This is a genomic window from Bradyrhizobium sp. BRP19, from assembly GCF_020194195.1.
Taxonomy (GTDB): Bacteria; Pseudomonadota; Alphaproteobacteria; order Rhizobiales; family Xanthobacteraceae; genus Bradyrhizobium; species Bradyrhizobium yuanmingense.
Genome location: NZ_JADYVZ010000012.1, coordinates 94,254 through 113,372, shown reverse-complemented (window position 1 = coordinate 113,372; position 19,119 = coordinate 94,254). Strand labels below are relative to the sequence as shown.

At 66.4% G+C, this 19,119-nt stretch carries 19 protein-coding genes; 4 read left to right on the top strand and 15 right to left on the bottom strand.

The features are described 5' to 3' along the window. Positions 1 to 106 precede the first annotated feature (106 nt). On the top strand, positions 107 to 1,795 hold the full coding sequence (locus I6F36_RS28750) for a methyl-accepting chemotaxis protein (protein WP_225172649.1): 1,689 nt from the start codon (positions 107 to 109) through the stop codon (positions 1,793 to 1,795). Positions 1,796 to 1,865: 70 nt separating this feature from the next. On the opposite strand, the gene I6F36_RS28745 is transcribed toward I6F36_RS28750, so the two are convergent. From I6F36_RS28745 to I6F36_RS28720, 6 genes are all read right to left on the bottom strand, one after another. Beyond that, positions 1,866 to 4,571, bottom strand: a complete 2,706-nt coding sequence (locus I6F36_RS28745; protein ID WP_225128306.1) for a DUF2339 domain-containing protein — start codon at positions 4,569 to 4,571, stop codon at positions 1,866 to 1,868. Between the two features lie 110 nt (positions 4,572 to 4,681). After that, entirely contained in the window at positions 4,682 to 5,650 is a 969-nt protein-coding gene (locus I6F36_RS28740) for an NAD regulator (RefSeq protein ID WP_225128304.1), read from the bottom strand. Positions 5,651 to 5,876: 226 nt separating this feature from the next. Further along, positions 5,877 to 6,383, bottom strand: a complete 507-nt coding sequence (locus I6F36_RS28735) for a tyrosine phosphatase family protein (protein ID WP_036028306.1) — start codon at positions 6,381 to 6,383, stop codon at positions 5,877 to 5,879. Between the two features lie 144 nt (positions 6,384 to 6,527). Then, positions 6,528 to 7,142 (bottom strand): YfbR-like 5'-deoxynucleotidase, encoded by a 615-nt coding sequence (locus I6F36_RS28730; RefSeq protein WP_036028303.1) that lies wholly within the window; start codon positions 7,140 to 7,142, stop codon positions 6,528 to 6,530. Beyond that, positions 7,139 to 7,765: a DNA-3-methyladenine glycosylase I gene (locus I6F36_RS28725; RefSeq protein WP_225112592.1), complete on the bottom strand. Its 627-nt coding sequence runs from the start codon at positions 7,763 to 7,765 to the stop codon at positions 7,139 to 7,141. Before I6F36_RS28725 ends, I6F36_RS28730 begins: the two co-directional genes overlap by 4 nt. Beyond that, positions 7,762 to 8,637 (bottom strand): folate-binding protein YgfZ, encoded by an 876-nt coding sequence (locus I6F36_RS28720; RefSeq protein ID WP_225172648.1) that lies wholly within the window; start codon positions 8,635 to 8,637, stop codon positions 7,762 to 7,764. The genes I6F36_RS28725 and I6F36_RS28720 overlap by 4 nt, the downstream gene beginning before the upstream one ends. Positions 8,638 to 8,734: 97 nt before the next feature. Between I6F36_RS28720 and I6F36_RS28715 the strand changes: the two genes are divergently transcribed. Both I6F36_RS28715 and I6F36_RS28710 read left to right on the top strand, forming a co-directional pair. Further along, positions 8,735 to 10,069, top strand: coding sequence for a dihydroorotase (locus I6F36_RS28715; RefSeq protein WP_225139069.1), 1,335 nt, complete (start codon positions 8,735 to 8,737; stop codon positions 10,067 to 10,069). Positions 10,070 to 10,222: 153 nt separating this feature from the next. Continuing rightward, positions 10,223 to 11,092, top strand: coding sequence for a sulfurtransferase (locus I6F36_RS28710; protein WP_225128294.1), 870 nt, complete (start codon positions 10,223 to 10,225; stop codon positions 11,090 to 11,092). A 190-nt stretch (positions 11,093 to 11,282) separates the two neighbouring features. Here I6F36_RS28710 and I6F36_RS28705 read toward each other — a convergent pair whose 3' ends face one another. The 4 genes from I6F36_RS28705 to I6F36_RS28690 all read right to left on the bottom strand — a co-directional run bounded on the left by I6F36_RS28705 (position 11,283) and on the right by I6F36_RS28690 (position 13,191). Further along, positions 11,283 to 11,549 (bottom strand): hypothetical protein, encoded by a 267-nt coding sequence (locus I6F36_RS28705; protein ID WP_036003643.1) that lies wholly within the window; start codon positions 11,547 to 11,549, stop codon positions 11,283 to 11,285. 265 nt (positions 11,550 to 11,814) lie between these two features. Then, positions 11,815 to 12,192: a TIGR02301 family protein gene (locus tag I6F36_RS28700; protein WP_036003646.1), complete on the bottom strand. Its 378-nt coding sequence runs from the start codon at positions 12,190 to 12,192 to the stop codon at positions 11,815 to 11,817. 45 nt (positions 12,193 to 12,237) lie between these two features. Further along, positions 12,238 to 12,672 (bottom strand): NUDIX hydrolase, encoded by a 435-nt coding sequence (locus I6F36_RS28695; protein WP_036003648.1) that lies wholly within the window; start codon positions 12,670 to 12,672, stop codon positions 12,238 to 12,240. 9 nt (positions 12,673 to 12,681) lie between these two features. Next, on the bottom strand, positions 12,682 to 13,191 hold the full coding sequence (locus I6F36_RS28690) for a hypothetical protein (RefSeq protein WP_225172647.1): 510 nt from the start codon (positions 13,189 to 13,191) through the stop codon (positions 12,682 to 12,684). Positions 13,192 to 13,254: 63 nt separating this feature from the next. On the opposite strand from I6F36_RS28690, the gene I6F36_RS28685 reads away from it, so the two are divergent. After that, a complete protein-coding gene (locus I6F36_RS28685) occupies positions 13,255 to 14,019 on the top strand; it encodes an SOS response-associated peptidase (protein ID WP_225172646.1) in 765 nt (254 codons plus the stop codon). 201 nt (positions 14,020 to 14,220) lie between these two features. On the opposite strand, the gene I6F36_RS28680 is transcribed toward I6F36_RS28685, so the two are convergent. The 5 genes from I6F36_RS28680 to I6F36_RS28660 all read right to left on the bottom strand — a co-directional run bounded on the left by I6F36_RS28680 (position 14,221) and on the right by I6F36_RS28660 (position 19,116). After that, positions 14,221 to 15,414 (bottom strand): CoA transferase, encoded by a 1,194-nt coding sequence (locus I6F36_RS28680; protein WP_225172645.1) that lies wholly within the window; start codon positions 15,412 to 15,414, stop codon positions 14,221 to 14,223. Positions 15,415 to 15,449: 35 nt separating this feature from the next. Next, positions 15,450 to 16,379, bottom strand: coding sequence for a glycine/sarcosine/betaine reductase selenoprotein B family protein (locus I6F36_RS28675; RefSeq protein ID WP_225146957.1), 930 nt, complete (start codon positions 16,377 to 16,379; stop codon positions 15,450 to 15,452). 275 nt (positions 16,380 to 16,654) lie between these two features. Further along, the gene (locus I6F36_RS28670) at positions 16,655 to 17,236 is read right to left on the bottom strand and encodes a GDP-mannose pyrophosphatase (RefSeq protein ID WP_225172644.1); all 582 of its coding nucleotides are present in this window, start codon (positions 17,234 to 17,236) and stop codon (positions 16,655 to 16,657) included. A 9-nt stretch (positions 17,237 to 17,245) separates the two neighbouring features. After that, positions 17,246 to 17,692: a GNAT family acetyltransferase gene (locus I6F36_RS28665; protein ID WP_225138296.1), complete on the bottom strand. Its 447-nt coding sequence runs from the start codon at positions 17,690 to 17,692 to the stop codon at positions 17,246 to 17,248. Next, positions 17,689 to 19,116, bottom strand: coding sequence for an FAD-binding oxidoreductase (locus tag I6F36_RS28660; RefSeq protein ID WP_036003672.1), 1,428 nt, complete (start codon positions 19,114 to 19,116; stop codon positions 17,689 to 17,691). The genes I6F36_RS28665 and I6F36_RS28660 overlap by 4 nt, the downstream gene beginning before the upstream one ends. Positions 19,117 to 19,119 lie beyond the last annotated feature (3 nt).

Sequence of the window (19,119 nt, the reverse complement as noted above, 5' to 3'; positions counted from 1 at the left end):
AAGAACCAGCCAGCATTGTTGAACTGACCTTCGCCCGGGTCGTCCGTCGTGACGTCTGCGGCGCAGGTGATGTGCGCGTTGCCGGGTAATCATCGGGATTGTCGTGATGTCGAAGTTGTCGATCGTCTTCAAGCTGCTGACCGTGCTGTCGGTCCTCGTGCTCTCGCTCGCCGGCGTCGGCGTGACGGCGATCGGCACGATGCAGAACATCAACGCCCATACGGTCGAGATCGCGCAGGGCTGGTTGCCGAGCGTGCGTGCGCTCGGCTCGATGCGTGCTGACATCAACGAGCTCCGCGTCGCACTGCGTCTGCACCTGATGCAGGATACTGCCGAAGGCAAGGAGGCCGCCGAGAAGCGCCTGGCAGGCTTGCGCGAACGGATCGAGAAGACCCGCAAGATCTACGAGCCGCTGATCACGCGCGCAGAGGAGCGCTCGCTCTACGAGCAATGGACCAAGGCCTGGGCCGAGTACCTGAACGGCGTGCAGGATGTAATGGCGCTGTCGCGTAAGAGCGTCGGCCGCTTCCCGACCGATGCCAACGAGATGTTGCAGACCAAGGTCGCGAAGATGGCTCAGGCCGCCGATCCGCTGCTCCAGAAGGGCATCGAAATGAACAATCAGGGCGCCGAGCTGGAGACGAAGCAGGCCGCCGACAGCTACGCTACGATCTTCCGTGTGCTGGTCGGGATCATCGTGGCCTCCGTCGTGATCGCGATCGCGGCCGCCTACTATCTCGTGCGCGACGTCTCGCGCGGCATCGCTTCGATCATCCGCCCGATGCAGTCACTCGGCGAAGGCGACCTTGCGGTGGAGGTGCCGCATCGCGGCGAGAAGACCGAGATCGGCTCGATGGCGGATGCGCTCCAGATCTTCAAGGAGGCGCTGATCGCAAAGAAGGCGGCCGACGCTGCGGCGGCGCGCGACGCCGAGGCCAAGATCGAGCGCGGCCGACGTGTCGATGCCATCACCCGCAATTTCGAGGTCATGATCGGGGAGGTCGTCGAGACCGTGTCGTCGGCCTCGACCGAGCTCGAGGCCTCCGCGGCGACGCTGAGCGGCACCGCGCAGCGCGGCCAGGAACTCGCAACCGTCGTTGCGGCGGCGTCGGAAGAAGCTTCCACCAACGTCCAGGCGGTGGCCTCGGCCTCCGAGGAGCTGTCGTCCTCCATCACCGAGATCAGCCGCCGCGTGCAGGATTCGGCGCGGATGGCGGCGGAAGCGGTCCAGCAGGCGGCGCGGACCAACGAGCGCGTCAACGCGCTGTCGCAGGCGGCGGCCCGCATCGGCGACGTCGTCGAGCTCATCAACACCATCGCGGGCCAGACCAACCTGCTGGCGCTGAACGCGACCATCGAGGCGGCGCGCGCTGGCGAAGCCGGCCGCGGCTTTGCCGTCGTCGCCTCCGAGGTCAAGGCCCTGGCCGAGCAGACCGCGAAAGCGACCGGCGAAATCGGGGCGCAGGTCTCGGGCATCCAGGCGGCGACGCAAGAATCCGTCAACGCCATCCAGGAGATCGGCGGCACCATCGAGCGGCTGTCCGAGGTGTCGGCCGCGATCGCCGCCGCCGTCGAGGAGCAGGGCGCGGCCACGCAGGAGATTTCGCGCAACGTTCAGCAGGCCTCGCTCGGCACGCAGGAAGTGTCGTCCAACATCACCAACGTGCAGCGCGGTGCGATCGAGACCGGCTCGGCCTCGAGTGAAGTGCTGTCGGCGGCGAAGTCGCTGGCGACCGACAGCACCCGCCTGAAGGTCGAGGTCGCGCAGTTCCTGGAATCGGTCCGCGCGGCGTAGAGGCACCCGCTCGATCGTTGTTGACCTCTCCCCGCTGGGGAGAGGTGGAGTGCCCGCCCGACGATCCAGTCTAGCTGCCCGTCTGCGGCGCAGCCGGCGGCGGTGCGATCTGCCGCCGGAACAGGATACGCTGGTAGAGCCAGCCGATCGCGACCAGCACGACGCCGAGGCACATGAACGAGAGCGCCCGATAGACGCCGGTCAGCGTCCACACGTCGACGGCGAAGGCCTTGAAGATCGTCAGCGCGATGACGGCGGCGGACGCCAGCCGCGCACGCTCCGAATTGACCAGGATGCCGACGCCGAGCAGCACCACGCCAAAAGCGAGCCAGCCGATCGAATAGGTATATTGCTCGGCGCTCGTGGTGCCGCCGTAGAGCAGGACCGGGCCGTGATAGAAGCGGCGGATCTCCAGCGTCACATAGGTGAGCGCGAACACCAGGGCACCACCCGCAATCGTGTTTGCATATGCGACACTGCGGTGTCCTGCCACCGCGTAGGAGAGCAGCAGCATCAGCACGGCCGGCAACGCATAGCCGAGCAGCAGCAGATTGAACACGAGGCTGCCGACATTGACGCTGGAGAGCAGCATCGGGTTCTCCAGGATCAGGAGGCCGAACACGCTGATAAAGCCGGCGATCGCCGTCAGCACGACCGCGCCGACATTGTGCACGATGCTGCGGCTGCGCAGCCGCAGGCGCTCCAGGCCGATTGCCATGGCAAGCGTGACACAGACTTGCAGCGCGAACTCGAGCAGCGAGGGCGGCGAGGTCATGCGGCCGCCGGTCGCAAAGTGCCGGATCTCCATGAAGGCGAGCAGCGCGGTGAACAGGATCGCCGCCGTCTCGACCACGCGCAGCGGCGGATCGTCGGCGCGGCGGCGCAGGAAGATGCTCGCGCCCCAGAACGAGGCGGCCGGCAGGCCATAGCCCCACAACAGCCAGTTGAAGATCGGCGTGGTCCCGACGGCATCGCCGACGATGCTCGGATCATAGACGATGCGCGCGGTGACGATCGCAGCGAAGACCGCAGCCAGCCGGCGCAGCACCGGAATCGGCCGCTGCAACGAGATCCAGGCGGTGCCGAGTGACATCAGCGCGAGCGCGATGGTGAGCCAGCCCTTCTCCAGGGCGAAGGTCAGCGCCAGCGCCAGCGCGCCGAGCGTACCGGTCGCGAACAGCGCGACCGAGGTTGCAACGCCGGGCCGTTCTTCGCGGCGCATCAGCGCTTCGGTCGCAGCGCCAAAGGCCGCAGCGAGCAGCACGGCGAGGATCGCAAACGGGATCGAGCGGTCGAGATGGGCAATGCGCGCATAGAGCGCAACCAGGATGCCGATCGGCGTCGCGACGCCCGCCGCCGACCACACCACGGGAATGATCACCGAGTTCGAGCGGCCTTGCGCGAAAAAGCCCGTGACGCCGAAACCGGCGGCGAAGATCGCGGCCGTCACCAGATGCAGCGTCACCGCGCTATCAATCGCGACCGGGCCGACGCCGGGCATCGGGCCGCCCGGCAGCACCAGCATATCGGGGTTGGCGCGCACCGCCCATTCGGCGAACACGATGAACACGGCCGCCGCGGCCGCGCCCAGCGCGCCGGTCGCCGCCGGTGCGCGCCAGGCGACGAACAGCGTGCCGCCGACGAGGAGCGTGAAGGCGATCAGCGCGAGATCCGCATGCGCGCTCGACAGCACGACCAGCATCGCGCCGAACAAATAGGCGCCAAGCGCGCCCGATGAGACCGGCTCGATCTCGCCGTCTTCCATGCTGGGCCCGAACATGAAGCCGCAGACGACGAGCAGTGCGGCGAGCACGAAGCCGGCGATGGCATGGAAGGCGTGCGGCGCGACCTGCACCTGTTCGGTATCGAGACCCGGGAAGATCCAGAGCACCGCGAAGGCAATGGTCGTGACCGCAAGCCAGCGCCATAGCCTGATGCGGGCGAGCCCGAAACTCGCGGCCGTCACGACCGCAAGATAGATGTAGAGCGCCCAATAATCCGGCTTGCCGGAGGAGACGAGGATCGGCGTCACGAAGGCGCCGACGACGCCGAGCCCGGCGAGCGCAGGGCCGTGCAGGAGCGCTGCGGCCAGCGTGCCCATCGCAACGATGCCGAGCAGCACGAAGGCCGTCGCAGGCACGAGGAAGTCGTAGAGTGCGTACGCCGCGTAGATGGTCGCGAACGCCACCGCCGTGCCGGCCGCGGTGAGGATCGCGGGAATGTTGGCGATAGGCAGCGCCGCGATGCTCGAGATGCTCTCCTTGCGCCGCGTCCATTCGCCGGCGCCAAGCAGCGCAGCGGCGAACAGGCCGCCGAGGAACACGCGCACGCCGGGGCCGAGCAGACCGGCCTCGATCGAATAGCGCACCATGAAGAAGCCGCCGAGCGCGAGCGCAAGCCCGCCGATCCACACCACCCAGCGGGTGCCGAGCCGCTCCTCGAAGCCGGGTGCGGCCTCCGGCACCGGAGGGGGCGCGGTGGCGCCCGTGCTCGGCTCAATCGGGGGCGGCGAAATCTCTTCCGTGACGAGCGGAGGCGGCGTCGTTTCGGTTGCCGGCGCCAGCGGCGGCGGCTCGGCGGCTGCAGTCGTGGCGGGGGCTTCGGCCTGCGCCGGCATCAGCGGGGGCGGCTGCACCGGCCGCTGCGCGTAAAGCATCTCTTCGAGCGAACTGATCCGGCGGCGCAACTCGGTCGCCTGGCTGGACGCCTTGATCGCGATCAGGAAGGCGATGATCGCAATGATCAGCGCAAAGACGTCAAACGGGCCGTCGAACATGAAGCCTCCAGGCAATCGGCGGGCAGGGGCCGATACCACTGATATCAGGATCTTAATTTCTTGAGCATGATCTTACCGGAAAACCGCAACGCACTTTTCCGGATCATGCTCTAGCGCCGGGAGCGAACGCGCAAGCCCGGCGCGGGCCGCTCCTGGAGCACCTCGCGGCGGAAGCGGTAGAGCGCTGCCGGCCGTCCGCCCGTCTGTGTCGACATCACCCCGGTCGGTTCGACCAGGGCTTCCATCTCGACCAGGCGGCGGAAATTCTGCTTGTGCAGGTGCCGGCCGGAGATCGCCTCCACCGTGTGCTGCAGTTCAGTGAGTGTGAATTCGGTCGGCAAAAGTTCAAAGACCACAGGACGATACTTCAGCTTTGCGCGCAGCCGCGCGATTGCCGTGGCGAGAATCCGGCGGTGGTCGAACCGCATCGAGGTCCCGAGCGGGGGAAGCGTCTTGCGCGCCAATGCCGCAGGACGGCCATCGCGGCGGGCTTCCTCGATCAGCCCGGCCTCGTAGAGCAACTCGTAGCGGTCGAGCACGCGCTCCTCGTCCCAGGGTGCGCCGTCGAGACCGAAATAGAACCGCACGCGATCCTTCCGCGGCAGTGCGCGAATCGTCTCCGCCGTCTCCTCCTCGGCCCATTCGGTCAGCGCAGGGATGATGTCGCGGGCGATGATCGCCGGCGGCTGGTCGCGCCAGTCTTCCCAGGGGAAGAAGCGATACCAGGGCGCGAAGCTCGCCGCGTTTGTCGCGAGCTCGCCGCCCGCCGGGCGCGTCAGCGCGAGATAGCCGATCGACACGATGTGGGCTCCGGTGTCGCCGGCCTCGGCATGACGGCCACGGTCGCCGAACGTGTAGAGCTGCTCGACATAGCCGAGCCGCAGCCCCGCCTGTTGCTCGACCCAGGCGCGCAGGCCGATCTCGAACGTGCGATGGCTCACCGCGTCGAACGGACCGAACGGCAGCCCGGCAAGCCGGTCAGCACCGGGTGCGGTCAGGATCAGCGGCTCGTGGTTCTCGATCGCGACGATGGCCGCGGTGAGGCCGATTTCGATTGGCGTCAGCAGCGTCTCGCTCATGCGGCTGCCGTGTCGTTGAATTGAACAGAATGCCGCTTGGTTAAGACGGCCCATCCGCGGACTCGGTGCACCTCTCCCGCTTGCGGGAGAGGTCGCGTCGCATCGACAGATGCGAGGCGGGAGAGGGCTCTATCCTCTGGGGGAGTCTTCGTCGCCGAGATACCCTCTCCCCAACCCTCTCCCGCAGGCGGGAGAGGGGGCGCACCTCCATCGTGACAACCAGCTGTCATTCGAGCTCGATCGCGAAGGGGCGGCCTTCCACCATCATCGCGCCGGGGCCCATTTCGTCGAGCGCGCGCAGCATGCGGCCGTTGCGTCCGAGTGCACGATCGGCGAGGCCGACGATGCGCCGATTGGGCGAGGCGATCGGCGAGGCCGCGCGAATCTTCCTGGCGATCTCGATCTCGTCGCGATTTGGATTAAGCGCGCAAACGGCCGCGAACGCGCTGGCGGTGGAGCGGCTGATCCCGGCGTAGCAATGCACCACCAGCGGGGCGCTGCGGTCCCAGCCGCGCACGAAGTTGAGCACCTGCTCGATATGCGTCTCCGACGGCGCGACGAAGCCGTCCATTTCCTCGGTGATGTCGTCCATCGACACTTTGAGATGGTTGGCCGGGAGCACCGACACCGGACGCGCCACCTGCTCGACATTGGCCATCACGGTTAGCACGTGACTGGCCTTGGTGAGGCGGACGGTCTCGGGAAGCGCGGCGAGGGAACAGACGTGGATCATGGCGAACCTTTTTGCGCCCGATTATAGCGAGCGCTCGTAGGTGGGCAAAGGCGCATCGCGCCGTGCCCACCATTTCGCAATTGCGCGCATGTCGCTTGGTTCGGTGGGCACGCTTCGCTTTGCCCACCCTACGAAGGAATAATGCTACGCAAACACGGCGCCAAACCGCTCCAGAAACTGCTTCTCGGCCCGCGCCGCGGTCCAGGGCGTCAGATAGTCGCGTCGGACGCTGTCGGAGAGACCCGGATCCTTGCCGAACAGGCGCCGCGCTTCGCTTGCGCTGAAGCCGGCGAGTTCGGTCGCCTCGAGATAGGCCGCGCCGCGATCGGCGGCCTTGATGGCCTGCGTGATGTCATCTGGCAATACCGGCGGCAAACCGAAGCGGATATGGATGGCACCGAGCAGCCGCTTCTCGACGGCCTTGTAATGACCGTCGAGCACGGCCTTGAACGGCGAGATCATGTCGCCGATCACATATTCCGGCGCATCATGCAGCAGGGCCGCGAGCCGCACGCGCTGGTCGACGCGGGGTATCTCATGCCGCAGCACGGTCTCTACCAGCAGCGTATGCTGCGCGACCGAAAAGATGTGCGCGCCGAGGGTCTGTCCGTTCCAGCGCGCCACCCGCGCCAGCCCGTGCGCGATGTCGCCGATTTCGATGTCGAGCGGGGAAGGATCGAGCAGGTCGAGCCGCCGGCCCGACAGCATGCGCTGCCAGGCGCGGACCTCTTCGTTGCGCGCTGCCTTCTTCGCCGTCATTTGGCCTTGAGGCGCAGCTTGCGCTGGGTCTTGCTGCAGGTCGCATGACAGTGGCAGTCGACCAGGTGGTCGTTGACCATGCCGGTCGCCTGCATGAAGGCATAGACGATGGTCGGGCCGACGAATTTGAAGCCGCGCGAGGACAGCTCCTTGGAGATCTGCACCGAGAGCGGCGTCGAAGCCGGCACGCTTCCCGTGGTCTTGAACTGGTTGACCTTGGGCCGTCCGTCCATGAAGTCCCACAGCAGCTTCGAGAAGCCCGGGCCCTTCTCCATGATGTCGAGATATGACTTTGCACTCAGGATCGCGCCTTCGATCTTGGCCTTGTTGCGCACGATACCCGCATCGTTCATCAGCGCGTGAACCTTCTTGGGCGTGTAACGCGCGATCTTCTCCGGCTGGAAATCGTCGAAGGCTTTGCGGAAATTGTCGCGCTTGCGCAGGATCGTGATCCAGGACAGGCCGGCCTGGAAGCCGTCCAGCATCAGCTTCTCGTACAGCGCGCGGTCGTCGTATTCCGGCACGCCCCATTCGGTGTCGTGATAGGCGACATAAAGCGGATCTTCGCCCGGCCAGGGGCAGCGGGTCAGACCATCGGGATGCAAGCGGGCAGCGCGGCTCATGCGGTCGGCTGCTTGGCTGGAATGCGAACGACGTCTGGTTCAGCGAGTGTCAAAGCCAGCCCCCCAGCGGTGAGCGGCTGGCCTGCATCGAGTGCATCGGCGACACGATCGATGCGCACCAGCGCGATGCCCTTGCCGCCGGCCGTCGAGCCGATGGTGCCGACCGGCTTGTCGCCGGCGAGAATGGTTGTGCCAGGCTCGGGCGAGGCGTCCTCGAGCAGCACCTTCACGCTGCGCGTGCGCGCGGTGCCGCGATGCTGCATGCGCGAGACGACCTCCTGGCCGACATAGCAGCCCTTGTCGAAATCGACGCCGGCGAGGCGGTCCATGTTGGTCTCATGCGGGAACGCATCGCTGTACATGAAATCGAGCCCGCCGCGCGGCACGCCGAGCGCAATGCGATGCGCCTCGTACTCGGCTGCATCGACCAGCTCGGCGCCAATGAGATCGGACAGTTTCTGCTTGAGATCTTCCTGGACCAGGATGCGGTAGCCGAGCCCCTCAGCCCGCGGATCGGCAAAGGCAAGGTCGGGCTGCGCCGCCGGCTCGCCGTCCCAGGCCGCGAGCACGCCGAGGTCGAGCTTGTCCACGGTGACCTTGGCGCGCAGCTTGTAGAATTTCAGCTTGGTGGCGAGGGTGTCCGCCAGCGCCTTGGGGCAGTCGATCAGGAACCCGCCGCCGTGGCCCGCGGACGCTTCCGTGATCAGGAAATCCACGATGATCTTGCCCTGCGGCGTCAGCAATGCGCCGAATCGCCCCAGACCAGGTTTCAGCCTGTCCAGGTCGGTGGTGATGAGGCCATTGAGGAAGTTGCGCGCATCCTCACCCGCGACTTTGATCACGCCCCGGTCGGGAAGAAACGCCGATTTCATGCGAAAATCTCTTGCGACATGTTGCTCCGGAACGTAAGCCCGCAACGCATAAACGACAAGACCTCGAGCCCTGCGCCCTGAGGATGAGAGAGGCCCAATGACCCAGCGTTTCGATGTGATCCTGAAGGGTGGCACCGTCTTCAACCAGGACGGCGAGGGCGTGCGGGATATCGGCATCACGGGCGGCCGCATCGCCGAGCTCGGTCCGCTGTCGCAAGGCTCGGCCGCCGAGGTGATCGACTGCAAGGGCCTGCACATCCTGCCCGGCGTGATGGACACGCAGGTGCATTTCCGCGAGCCCGGGCTGACGCACAAGGAAGACCTCGAGACCGGCTCGCGCAGCGCCGTGATGGGCGGCGTCACCGCCGTGTTCGAGATGCCGAACACCTCGCCGCTGACCGTGACGGAGGCCGAATTCACCGACAAGGTGAAGCGCGCCCATCACCGCATGCATTGCGATTTCGCCTTCTTCATCGGCGGCACCCGCGAGAACGTGCAGGACCTGCCTGTGCTGGAGCGCGCACCCGGCTGCGCCGGCGTCAAGGTGTTTATCGGCTCGTCCACCGGCGCGCTCTTGGTGGAGGACGACGAGAGCCTGCGCCGCATTTTCCAGGTGATCCGCCGCCGCGCCGCCTTCCACGCCGAGGACGAATACCGCCTCAACGAGCGCAAATCGCTGCGCATCGAGGGCGATGCGCGCTCGCATCCGGTCTGGCGCGACGAGACCGCGGCGCTGATGGCGACGCAGCGCCTCGTCAAGCTCGCGCACGAGACCGGCAAGCGTATTCACGTGCTGCACATCTCGACCAAGGAGGAGATCGAGTTCCTGCGCGACCACAAGGATGTCGCCTCCTGCGAGGCGACGCCGCACCATCTCACCCTGGTCGCGCCGGAATGCTACGAGCGGCTCGGCACGCTGGCGCAGATGAACCCGCCGGTGCGCGGCGCCGATCATCGTGCCGGCATTTGGCGCGGCATCGAACAGGGCATCATCGACGTGCTCGGCTCCGACCACGCCCCGCATACGCTGGAGGAGAAGCAGAAGACCTATCCCGCTTCGCCTTCCGGCATGACCGGCGTGCAGACGCTGGTGCCTGTGATGCTCGATCACGTCAATGCGGGCCGGCTCTCGCTGGCACGTTTCGTCGACCTCACTAGTGCCGGTCCCGCGCGCCTCTACAACATGGCCTGCAAGGGCCGGATCGCCGCCGGCTACGATGCCGACTTCACCATCGTGGATTTGAAGCGCAGCGAGACCATCACCAACAAATGGGTGGCGTCCAAGGCCGGCTGGACGCCCTATGATGGCGTTCGCGTCACCGGCTGGCCGGTCGGCACCTTTATCCGCGGCCGTCGCGTGATGTGGCAGGGCGAGCTGGTGACGGCCGCGCAGGGCGAGCCGGTGCGGTTCCTGGAGACGCTGAAGCAGTAGAGTGATGTGGGGGACGCACGGGGCTTCCACCGTCATTGCGAGCGCAGCGAAGCAATCCAGTCTGTCGCCGCGGAAAGACTCTGGATTGCTTCGCTGCGCTCGCAATGACGAGAGGAGCGGTCTACACTTCCTCTCGAACGGGAGTGCAGCCTGATGTCCCAACCCGCCGCCCTCATCACCACCGAGCAGCTCGCCGCCATGCTCGGCGATCCCAACCTTCGCCTCTACGACTGCACGACCTATCTTGAGCCCGCGCCGGAAGGCAGCGACGTGCCGTATCGCGCGGTGCCCGGCGACAAGACGTTCGCGGCCGGCCACATCCCCGGCGCCGATTTCCTCAACCTGCAAGGCGAGTTCTCCGACGCCTCGTCGCAACACTTCTTCATGATGCCCGATCTCGCCCAGCTGGAGGCCGCCTTCGGCCGCCACGGCCTCGATGCGGGCAAGACCATCGTGCTCTACAGCATAGGGACGATAATGTGGGCGACGCGGTTCTGGTGGATGTTGCGCGCGCTCGGCGTCGATGCCCACGTGCTCGACGGCGGCTTCGACAAATGGCAGCAGGAGGGACGGCCGACCGAGACGGGCGCACCGAAAGGCTATCCGGTGACGGCCTTCAAGGCGGCGCCGCGCCCAGGCTGCTTCGTCGACAAGGAAGCCGTGCTGGCGAAGATCGGCGATCCCGCAACCATCATCGTCAACGCGCTCGGGCCGCAGTTTCACCGCGGCCTCGAGCCGAGCCGCTATGGCCGGCCGGGCCGCGTTCCCGGCAGCGTCAACGTTCCCGCAGCCACACTCGTGAATGCCGACAAGACGCTGGCGGATCTTGCGGATGCGCAAGCGAAGTTCGCCTCCCAGGGCGTCACACGCGACAAGAATGTGATTCTTTATTGCGGCGGCGGCATCTCGGCGACGATCGACCTCCTGCTGCTGACGCAGCTTGGCTACGACAAGCTGACGCTCTACGACGCTTCGATGGGCGAATGGGCGAGGGATCCGGCGCTGCCGATCGAGACGGACTGAGGCGCGCGTTCCCGGGTCTGTCGGGAACATCTCCCGGTCATCGCGAGACTAATGCTTGTCCGCCGGCAACGCCTTCCGTGCGATAAGAGCGGCAGACTTCGCGACGCCTTTCGCAGAGTCATTCATCCGTCAACTGGCCCCGCCCGCGTGGCGGGGTCATTTTCAGGACGGCTTACTGCTTCAGGACGGCTTACTGCCTGCAGATGCCGACCGAGAATTCGCCGTTGCGAATGCGGCCGGGAAAGCCCTCGACGAACTTTGCCACTGCGTCCTCGCCATAGGTGCCGACGAGCTCGGCGAGGGCCGCGAACAGGCTCGCCTGCGCCAGGCAGTCGCCGTCGACGCCGTCATGACGCGCCTCGGCCCAGGCCTCGTTGAGATAGCTCAGTGCGGCCTGTTTCTGCTCGTGATCGGGCAGCGGCGCGCGGGCGGGGGCGTAGGAAATCGGCTGGCTCATGAAACTCGGTCAGGCTGGGGCGCGATCCACGGCGATGCGCTGTGCGAGAGGTGTAGCACGGGCGTTAACGACCGCTAGGCCACATCTTTAAGAACGGTTAACGGCTGTGAACAAAGTCGATGACAGGGTTCCAGGCCCGCACATGCGTCGACCGCGCCGTCATTCCGGGGCGCGCCTCGCGCGAGCCCGGAATCCATCGGGCATCAGAGACGGTGGATGAATGGATTCCGGGCTCTCGCGCGCGAGCCCCGGAATGACGGGGTAGCTAGTTCGCGTAGCGCGCCGTGAGATCGCGCGAGATCTTCGAGCCTTCCTCGATGTAGCGGCGGATCGCCACCATCGCGGCCGGCGTGCAGCTGCGATAGGTCTGCTGAAAACCGTTATAGCCGCGGTTGAAGCCGGCGATCATGCGGGTGCGGCGCTCGCCGGAGGGGGTCTCGGCATCGATCAGCGCCTGCATCTCATTGCGCCATTTGTTACCCTCGTTGGCCCCGCAGATGCCGCGCAGATAGTGCAGGCCGCCGAGGATCTCGGCCAGCCGCTGCAGTTCGCCGTCAAACGGCGCCGCCACGTCCTGGGCCCTCGCAGGCACGGAGGCGCAGGCGAGAATCAGGACAAAAATGGCCAGAAATCGCGACGACATCGGCGGCTGTATGCCCCCTCGGGACGGCTGGCGCAAGGCGGGCGGTCAGGCTCCAAGCAGCCGGTGAGCGGACAGGATGACCTCCTCCAGCCCCCCGGTCAGCTTGAGGTCGCCGAGGCTTGCCAGGGCGCCAGGGGCGATCCAGCGGTGATCGTCGAGCTCGTCGTTCAGCGCCGGCTCCCGGGCCGTCCAGCGCGCGGCAAAGGACATGATCAGGTAATGGCCGGCGCCGGCCGCGGCCGGCAGCACCTCGCGCCAGCCGGCGAGGCCAATGATCTCGATGCAAAGGCCGGTTTCCTCGTCGACCTCGCGGCTCAGGGCCTGATGCAGCGATTCGCCGAACTCGACCCGGCCACCCGGCAGCGAATAGAAGCCCTTGGCCGGCGAGCGGGCGCGGCGGACCAGTAGCACCTTGCCGTCGCGGAAGATCGCCGCGCTGACCGCAAGCTGGGGATGGGCAGGATGGACGATTGCGGCCAATCGCGTCACCTATCCGGATGAGTTCGCCATGATGGTGTCGACGTCGGCTTCCGCCCCGCCATTGATGATGCCGCCGCAGGCTGCGATCAGGGGCTTGACCCAAAGCGTGGCCTGCTCGGCGAGGCGGACCCGCGTCGTGTCCTTCTCGACCTCGCGCATGGCCGAGCCGACCGCGGTCAGGATCGAGGTCATGGTATCCGTCAAGTGGTCGAACTGGGCACGCACGTTGGGATCGGCTTTCTCATAGGATTCGATCGCCAAATCCCGCGCCTTGAAATTCGAAGCCGTGAAATGCTCGGCATAAGACAGCGGCGTCCAGGTCAGGAAGTCTTCGGCGCATTCCGGCATATCCGGCACCATTTCGAGCAGCATCACGGCTTCATTGAAATGGTTGAGATAGTCGGTGGCAAGCCCGGTCCGCGGATTGATGTTGGCCACGCGCAGCCGTTCGGCCCAGGCGGTCGCCTCAGGGCCCGTCTGTACATGCGTCCGCGCGGGTTGGGAGGCCGTTGAGCTCATCTGCCGCAGTGTTAACGTTCGGGGTTAAAAGGACCTGAACGGACCCTATATAGGCCTCCAAGGATGTGTGGACGCTTCGTCATAACTTCGGCCCCCGCGGCTTTGCGGCAACTGTTCGGCTATGTCGAGCAGCCGAATTTCCCGCCCCGGTACAATGTCGCCCCGACGCAACCGATTCCGGTGGTGCTGCTCGAGAACGGCGCGCGCCATTTCCGCCTGATGCGCTGGGGTCTTCTGCCCGGCTGGGTCAAGGACCCCCGCGGGTTCACGCTCCTGATCAACGCCCGTTCCGAGACGGTGCTGGAGAAGCCTGCGTTCAAGAACGCGATTCGCCGCCGGCGCGGCCTGATTCCGGCCGATGGTTATTACGAGTGGAAGACGCAAACCGGCCGCAAGCAGCCCTTTTTCATCCACCGTGCCGACGGTGAGCCGCTCGGCTTTGCCGCTGTGTTCGAGACCTGGGTCGGTCCGAACGGCGAGGAACTCGACACGGTCGCGATCGTCACCGCCGCGGCGGGCGAGGATCTCGCCGCGCTGCACGACCGCGTGCCCGTCACCATCAGCCCACACGACTTCGAGCGCTGGCTCGACAGCAAGGGCGACGAGATCGACGCGATCCTGCCCTTGATAAGGCCCCCGCGCGTCGGCGAATTCGCCTGGCACCCGGTCTCCACTCGCGTCAACCGTGTCGCCAATGACGACGAGCAGCTCGTGCTGCCGATCAGTGCGGAGGAGATCGAGGCGGAAGCCGAGGCGGCGAAGCCGAAGAAGGCGGTGCGGAAGGTTGCCGCTAGTCCGGCGGATGACGGGCAGGGGTCGTTGTTCTAGGCGCGATGCCGCCACTCACTCCGCTGTCGTCCCCGACAAGCGCGCCCAAAGCGCGCGCCGATCCGGGACCCATAGCCACAGGATGAGGTTATGGCGCAAACTGTTCACCACGAGTCTTCGTCAAACGCGATCCTGTGGTTATGGGTCCCGGGTTCGCGCTACGCGCGCCCCGGGACGACGACTGAGTGTGAGGCGCTGCCGTCACACAATCTCCCGCGCTCTCAGCCCCGCGATCTCTGCCGCATCGAATCCCAGCTCGCCCAGCACCGCGTCCGTATCCGCGCCCAGCTCCGGCGCCATGCGATCCAGCCGGCCGCCGCCATGAGCGAGCTTGAAGCCGCTGCCGGCAAAGCGCAGGCGGCCGTATTGCGTGTCTAGCTCCTGGATCGCACCGCGCGCCTTGATTTGCGGATGGTCGATGACCTCCTCGACCTTCCAGATGCTGGCGCAGGGCGCGCCGGCGTCCTCCAAGATCGTCTCCCATTCGCGTGCCGGCCGTTTCGCTAGCGCCTGCTCGATGATGGCGCGCAGCGCGCCCTCGTTCTCGTTGCGCGAGAACCAGTCGGCAAAGCGCGGATCTGACAGCGTATCCTCGCGCCCGAGCGCAGCCATCAGCGCGCGGTACTGCTTCTCGTTGTTGACGGCGAGCAGGATATGGCCGTCGCCGCACTTGAACAAATTCGCCGTGGTCCGGCGGCTCACCGCCTGATTGCCCGATAGCTGCTGTCGATGTCCGGCGACCGACCAGTCGGCGATCTGGCCCGAGAGAAACGCCAGCGTCGCCTCCAGCATGGAGACGTCGATCAGCTGCCCCTTGCCGGTGCGGTCGCGCTGGTACAGCGCGCTGGACACGCCGAACGCAGCGGTGGCGCCCGAGAGCACGTCGCACACGGCAAAGCCCGCGCGCGTCGGCCCCGTCTCGGGGTGGCCGGTGATCGCCATGATGCCCGACAGCGCCTGCATCTTGCCGTCATAGCCGGGCCGCAGGCGATTCGGGCCGGTCTGGCCGAAACCCGACACCGCACAATAGATCAGCTTCGGGTTGACGGCCGACAGCGCCTCATAGCCGATGCCGAGCTTGTCCATCACGCCGGGGCGGAAATTCTCCATGACCACGTCGACGCGGCCTGCGAGCTTCTTCACGATCGCGATCGCCTCCGGCTTCTGCAGATCGAGCGTCAGGCTGCGCTTGTTGCCGTTGACCGCCTGGAATGCCGGCGCCAGACCGCGCTCGGCCCATTCGCGGCTGAGCGGCGTGCGGCGCATGTCCTCGCCCTCGCGCCGCTCGACCTTGATGACGTCGGCGCCGAGCAGCGCGAGCTGGTAGCTCGCATAGGGGCCGGCCAGCACTTGCGTAAAATCCAGGATCTTCACGCCCTCGAACGGTCGCGTCACCTCGCTCTCCCTCGGCTTATTGTTGTTGGAGGGCGTCAGGCGGCGCGGTTGCCGCGCGCGATCTCCTTCTGCTTGTCGAACTCGGCGCGGCGGCGAGCCAGCTCTTCGGGCGAGAGCTGCGCAACGTTGTTGTAGTCGAGCTTCCAGGAGGCGTCCTCGCTCCAGCGCAGCGGCGATTGCATCGTGGTCTGCGGACCGCTCGCGCTCTCCAGCAGCCGGAGCGCGAGCTCGAGCGTCTGGGCCTGCGAGGCGATGTCGTGCGGCTTGCCGGCGGAATTGCCGAGCGGGAAGTCGGAGAACAGGAAGCGCGGCACGGCCGCGTGCTCGACGATGTCCTTGGCGCAGCCCATGACCACGGTGGCAATGCCGTTGCGCTCCAGGTGCCGCGCCAGCAGCGCCGTGGTCTGGTGGCAGACCGGGCAGTTTGGCACCAGCACCGCGACGTCGACCTTGTCCGCGAGGCAGCGCGCCAGGATCTCCGGCGCGTCGGTGTCGAGCGTCACGCGATGGCTGCGGTTGGTCGGCGCGCCGAAGAAGCGCTGGCTCACTTCGCCGATGCGGCCGGCGGCGCTCGCCTTCAACAGCTGCGGCAGCGGAAACCAGGTGCCGCTGTCGGTGGCCGAGGTGTGCTTGCGGTCGTAGCCGATGTGCGAGATGCGCAGATCGTGCTGTTTCGACGTGTCGCCGTCATAGACCTGATAAAACTTCGCGTTGCCATTATACGCCGCGCCCGGCCCCTGGTCGCCCTTGGCCGGATCGTAGGGCGCCGCGGTGGTGATGATGGTGACGCGCGATTGCGACAACGGCTTCTTCAGCGGCTGGAACGGCGCCTCGGTGTAATGCGCCCAGCGGTACGGCGTGGTGTAGCCGATCGCCGCGTAATAATCCCGGGTGCGCTGCATGTAGGGGACGGGGGAATCGTAGTCGGGCGCAAAGCCGAATTCATCGTCGCGCGGAGCGGACATGGCGCGTCTCCTGGTTCTTGGTTGACGACAGACTAGAGATAGTTTTGCGGTTGCTCAACCGGGGGGAGCGGCGGCGCAGGTCTGAATTGCAGGCTTGATAGAGCGAGCTGCGCTCCTCCCCTCTCCCCTTGTGGGAGAGGGTGGATCGCCGCATAGCGGCGAGACGGGTGAGGGGTATCCATCCTCACGAACGATCTCACAAGTGGAGAGAACCCCTCATCCGGCGCTTCGCGCCACCTTCTCCCACAAGGGGAGAAGGAAGGACAGCCGCAAGGTCACCTGAACACATGCAGCGCCACATACTGCAGCAGCATGATCGCCTTGGCGTCGATGATGCGGCCGTCGGCGATCATCGCCAGCGCCTCGTCGATGGACAGCTCCAGCACCTCGATGTCCTCGCCCTCGTGCTCCAGGCCGCCGCCGTCGCTCACCCGCATCTCGGGCTCGTATTCGGCGACGAAGAAATGCAGCTTCTCGGTGATGGCGCCGGGGCTCATGAAGGCCTCGAACACCTTGTGGACATGGTGCAGGCGATAGCCGGTCTCTTCCTCCGCCTCGGCGCGGATGCGCTCCTCGGGCCCGGCGTTGTCGAGCACGCCGGCGGCGGCCTCGATCAAGAGGTCGTCGTAACCGCGGATGAAGGCCGGAAGGCGGAACTGGCGCACCAGGATCACGGTCCGCCGCGCGAGATTATATGGCAGCACGGCGGCGGCGTTGTCGCGCTCATAGGTCTCGCGATGCTGGGTCTGCCACTCGCCACTGGCGCGCCGGTATTCGAAGGTCGTGGTCTTCAGCGTGGTCCAACCGTCCGAGAGCACGCGGACGTCCTTGATGCGGACGCGGTCGGAAAGGGTCATGGCTGGATCTCAATTGCTTGGCGTGGTCGCACGGCCGTCGAGCCACTTCTGGAACATCAGGGATGTCGATAGCTCGAAGCCGAGCGAGCCGTAGAACGCGTTGGCCTGCGCGTTCTCGCGCCTGACCAGGAGCTGTAGCTTCGAAATCCCGGCGCTTCGCAGCCAGTCCTCGGCCGCCGCCATGATGATGCGGCCATAGCCGCGCTTCTGACAGCTGGGATCCACGGCGACGTAATAGACCCAGCCGCGATGGCCGTCATGGCCGACCATCACGGTGGCGACGATCGCGCCGTTGTCGCGGCCGACCAGCACGGTGGAATTGTCGCGCCGCCGCGCCAGTGCGATGTCGGCATGCGGATCGTTCCAAGGGCGCGTCAGGCCGCAGCGCTGCCACAGTGCGACGAGCGGCTCGACATCGGCATCGGCGATCGCATCGATCGCAAGGGAAGCGCTCACAGCACCTTCCCCGGGTTCATGATGCCGAGCGGATCGAGCATCGCCTTGATGGAGCGCATCAGCTCGATGGCGGTCTTGTCCTTTACTTGCGGAAGCTCGTCGCGCTTGAGCACGCCGATGCCGTGCTCGGCCGAGATCGAGCCGCCCATGCGCAGCACGATCTCGAACACCACCGCGTTCACATCATGCCAGCGCGCGAGGAAATCGGCGGTGTCGGCGCCGATCGGCTGGCTGACGTTGTAATGCAGATTGCCGTCGCCGAGATGGCCGAACGGCACCGGCCGCGCGCCGGGGATCAGCTTCACCACGGCCGCATCGGCTTCCGCGATGAAGTCGGGCACGGCCGCAACCGGGACCGAGATGTCGTGCTTGATCGAGCCGCCTTCCGGCTTCTGCGCCGCCGACATCTCGTCGCGCAGCTTCCAGAACGCGCCGCGCTGGGCGAGGCTCGCCGCGATCACGGCGTCGTCGACGATCTCCTCCTCCATGGCACGGGCGAGGATCGTCTCCAGCGGCGTGCGGGCATCCTCGCTCGGCGATGACAATTCCATCAGCACGTACCAGGGATGCTTATCTGCGAGCGGATCGCGCACGTCGATGCCGTGGCGGACGGAGAAATCCACCGCCAGCTCCGACAGCAGCTCGAAGCTCGTCAGCGCATTGGCGGCTTCGCCTTGCGCGATGGTCAGCAGCTTTAGCGCTGCCGCCGGCGATTTCAGCCCGACGAAGGCGGTCTCGATCGCCCGCGGCTTCGGAAACAGCTTCAGCGTCGCCGCCGTGATGATGCCGAGCGTGCCTTCGGCGCCGATAAAGAGGTTGTGCAGATTGTAGCCAGTGTTGTCTTTCTTCAGCTTCGACAACGAATTGAGCACGCGGCCGTCGGCGAGCACCACTTCCAGGCCCAGCGCCATCTCGCGCGCGACGCCATAGGCGAGCGCCGCGGTGCCGCCGGCGTTGGTCGAGAGATTGCCGCCGATGGTGCAGCTGCCTTCGGCCCCTAACGACAGCGGAAACAGCCGGTCGACCTCGGAGGCCTTGGCTTGCGCGATCTGCAGCACCACGCCGGCCTCACACGTCATGGTGTTGGAGGCGGTATCGACCTCGCGGATCTTGTCGAGCCGGCGCAGCGACACCACCACCTCGCCATTGTGCGGCGTCTGGCCGCCGACGAGCCCGGTGTTGCCGCCCTGCGGCACCAGCGCGATGTTGTGCGCGGAGGCGAGCTTGCAGATCGCGGAAACCTCCGCCGTCGAGCCCGGGCGCAGCACCAGCGGCGAGCGGCCGTGGAACAGATTGCGCTCCTCGGTGACGTAAGGCTCGATGTCAGTCGGGTCGGTGATGGCGTGGCGGTCGCCGACGATCTTGCGGAATTGCTCGATCAATTCGGGCGCAAGCGGCGGGGTGGCAGGCTTGTTGATGTTCATGTC

Bases quoted from the DNA above. Each gene is read 5' to 3' on its own strand.
- I6F36_RS28745 (WP_225128306.1), bottom strand. From the start codon at position 4,571: ATGTTCGACGGCCCGTTTGACGTCTTTGCGCTGATCATTGCGATCATC.
- I6F36_RS28725 (WP_225112592.1), bottom strand. From the start codon at position 7,765: ATGAGCCGCGCTGCCCGCTTGCATCCCGATGGTCTGACCCGCTGCCCC.
- I6F36_RS28730 (WP_036028303.1), bottom strand. From the start codon at position 7,142: ATGACGGCGAAGAAGGCAGCGCGCAACGAAGAGGTCCGCGCCTGGCAG.
- I6F36_RS28740 (WP_225128304.1), bottom strand. From the start codon at position 5,650: ATGAGCGAGACGCTGCTGACGCCAATCGAAATCGGCCTCACCGCGGCC.
- I6F36_RS28700 (WP_036003646.1), bottom strand. From the start codon at position 12,192: ATGTCGTCGCGATTTCTGGCCATTTTTGTCCTGATTCTCGCCTGCGCC.
- I6F36_RS28685 (WP_225172646.1), top strand. From the start codon at position 13,255: ATGTGTGGACGCTTCGTCATAACTTCGGCCCCCGCGGCTTTGCGGCAA.
- I6F36_RS28705 (WP_036003643.1), bottom strand. From the start codon at position 11,549: ATGAGCCAGCCGATTTCCTACGCCCCCGCCCGCGCGCCGCTGCCCGAT.
- I6F36_RS28660 (WP_036003672.1), bottom strand. From the start codon at position 19,116: ATGAACATCAACAAGCCTGCCACCCCGCCGCTTGCGCCCGAATTGATC.
- I6F36_RS28750 (WP_225172649.1), top strand. From the start codon at position 107: ATGTCGAAGTTGTCGATCGTCTTCAAGCTGCTGACCGTGCTGTCGGTC.
- I6F36_RS28715 (WP_225139069.1), top strand. From the start codon at position 8,735: ATGACCCAGCGTTTCGATGTGATCCTGAAGGGTGGCACCGTCTTCAAC.
- I6F36_RS28710 (WP_225128294.1), top strand. From the start codon at position 10,223: ATGTCCCAACCCGCCGCCCTCATCACCACCGAGCAGCTCGCCGCCATG.
- I6F36_RS28735 (WP_036028306.1), bottom strand. From the start codon at position 6,383: ATGATCCACGTCTGTTCCCTCGCCGCGCTTCCCGAGACCGTCCGCCTC.
- I6F36_RS28690 (WP_225172647.1), bottom strand. From the start codon at position 13,191: ATGAGCTCAACGGCCTCCCAACCCGCGCGGACGCATGTACAGACGGGC.
- I6F36_RS28720 (WP_225172648.1), bottom strand. From the start codon at position 8,637: ATGAAATCGGCGTTTCTTCCCGACCGGGGCGTGATCAAAGTCGCGGGT.
- I6F36_RS28670 (WP_225172644.1), bottom strand. From the start codon at position 17,236: ATGACCCTTTCCGACCGCGTCCGCATCAAGGACGTCCGCGTGCTCTCG.
- I6F36_RS28675 (WP_225146957.1), bottom strand. From the start codon at position 16,379: ATGTCCGCTCCGCGCGACGATGAATTCGGCTTTGCGCCCGACTACGAT.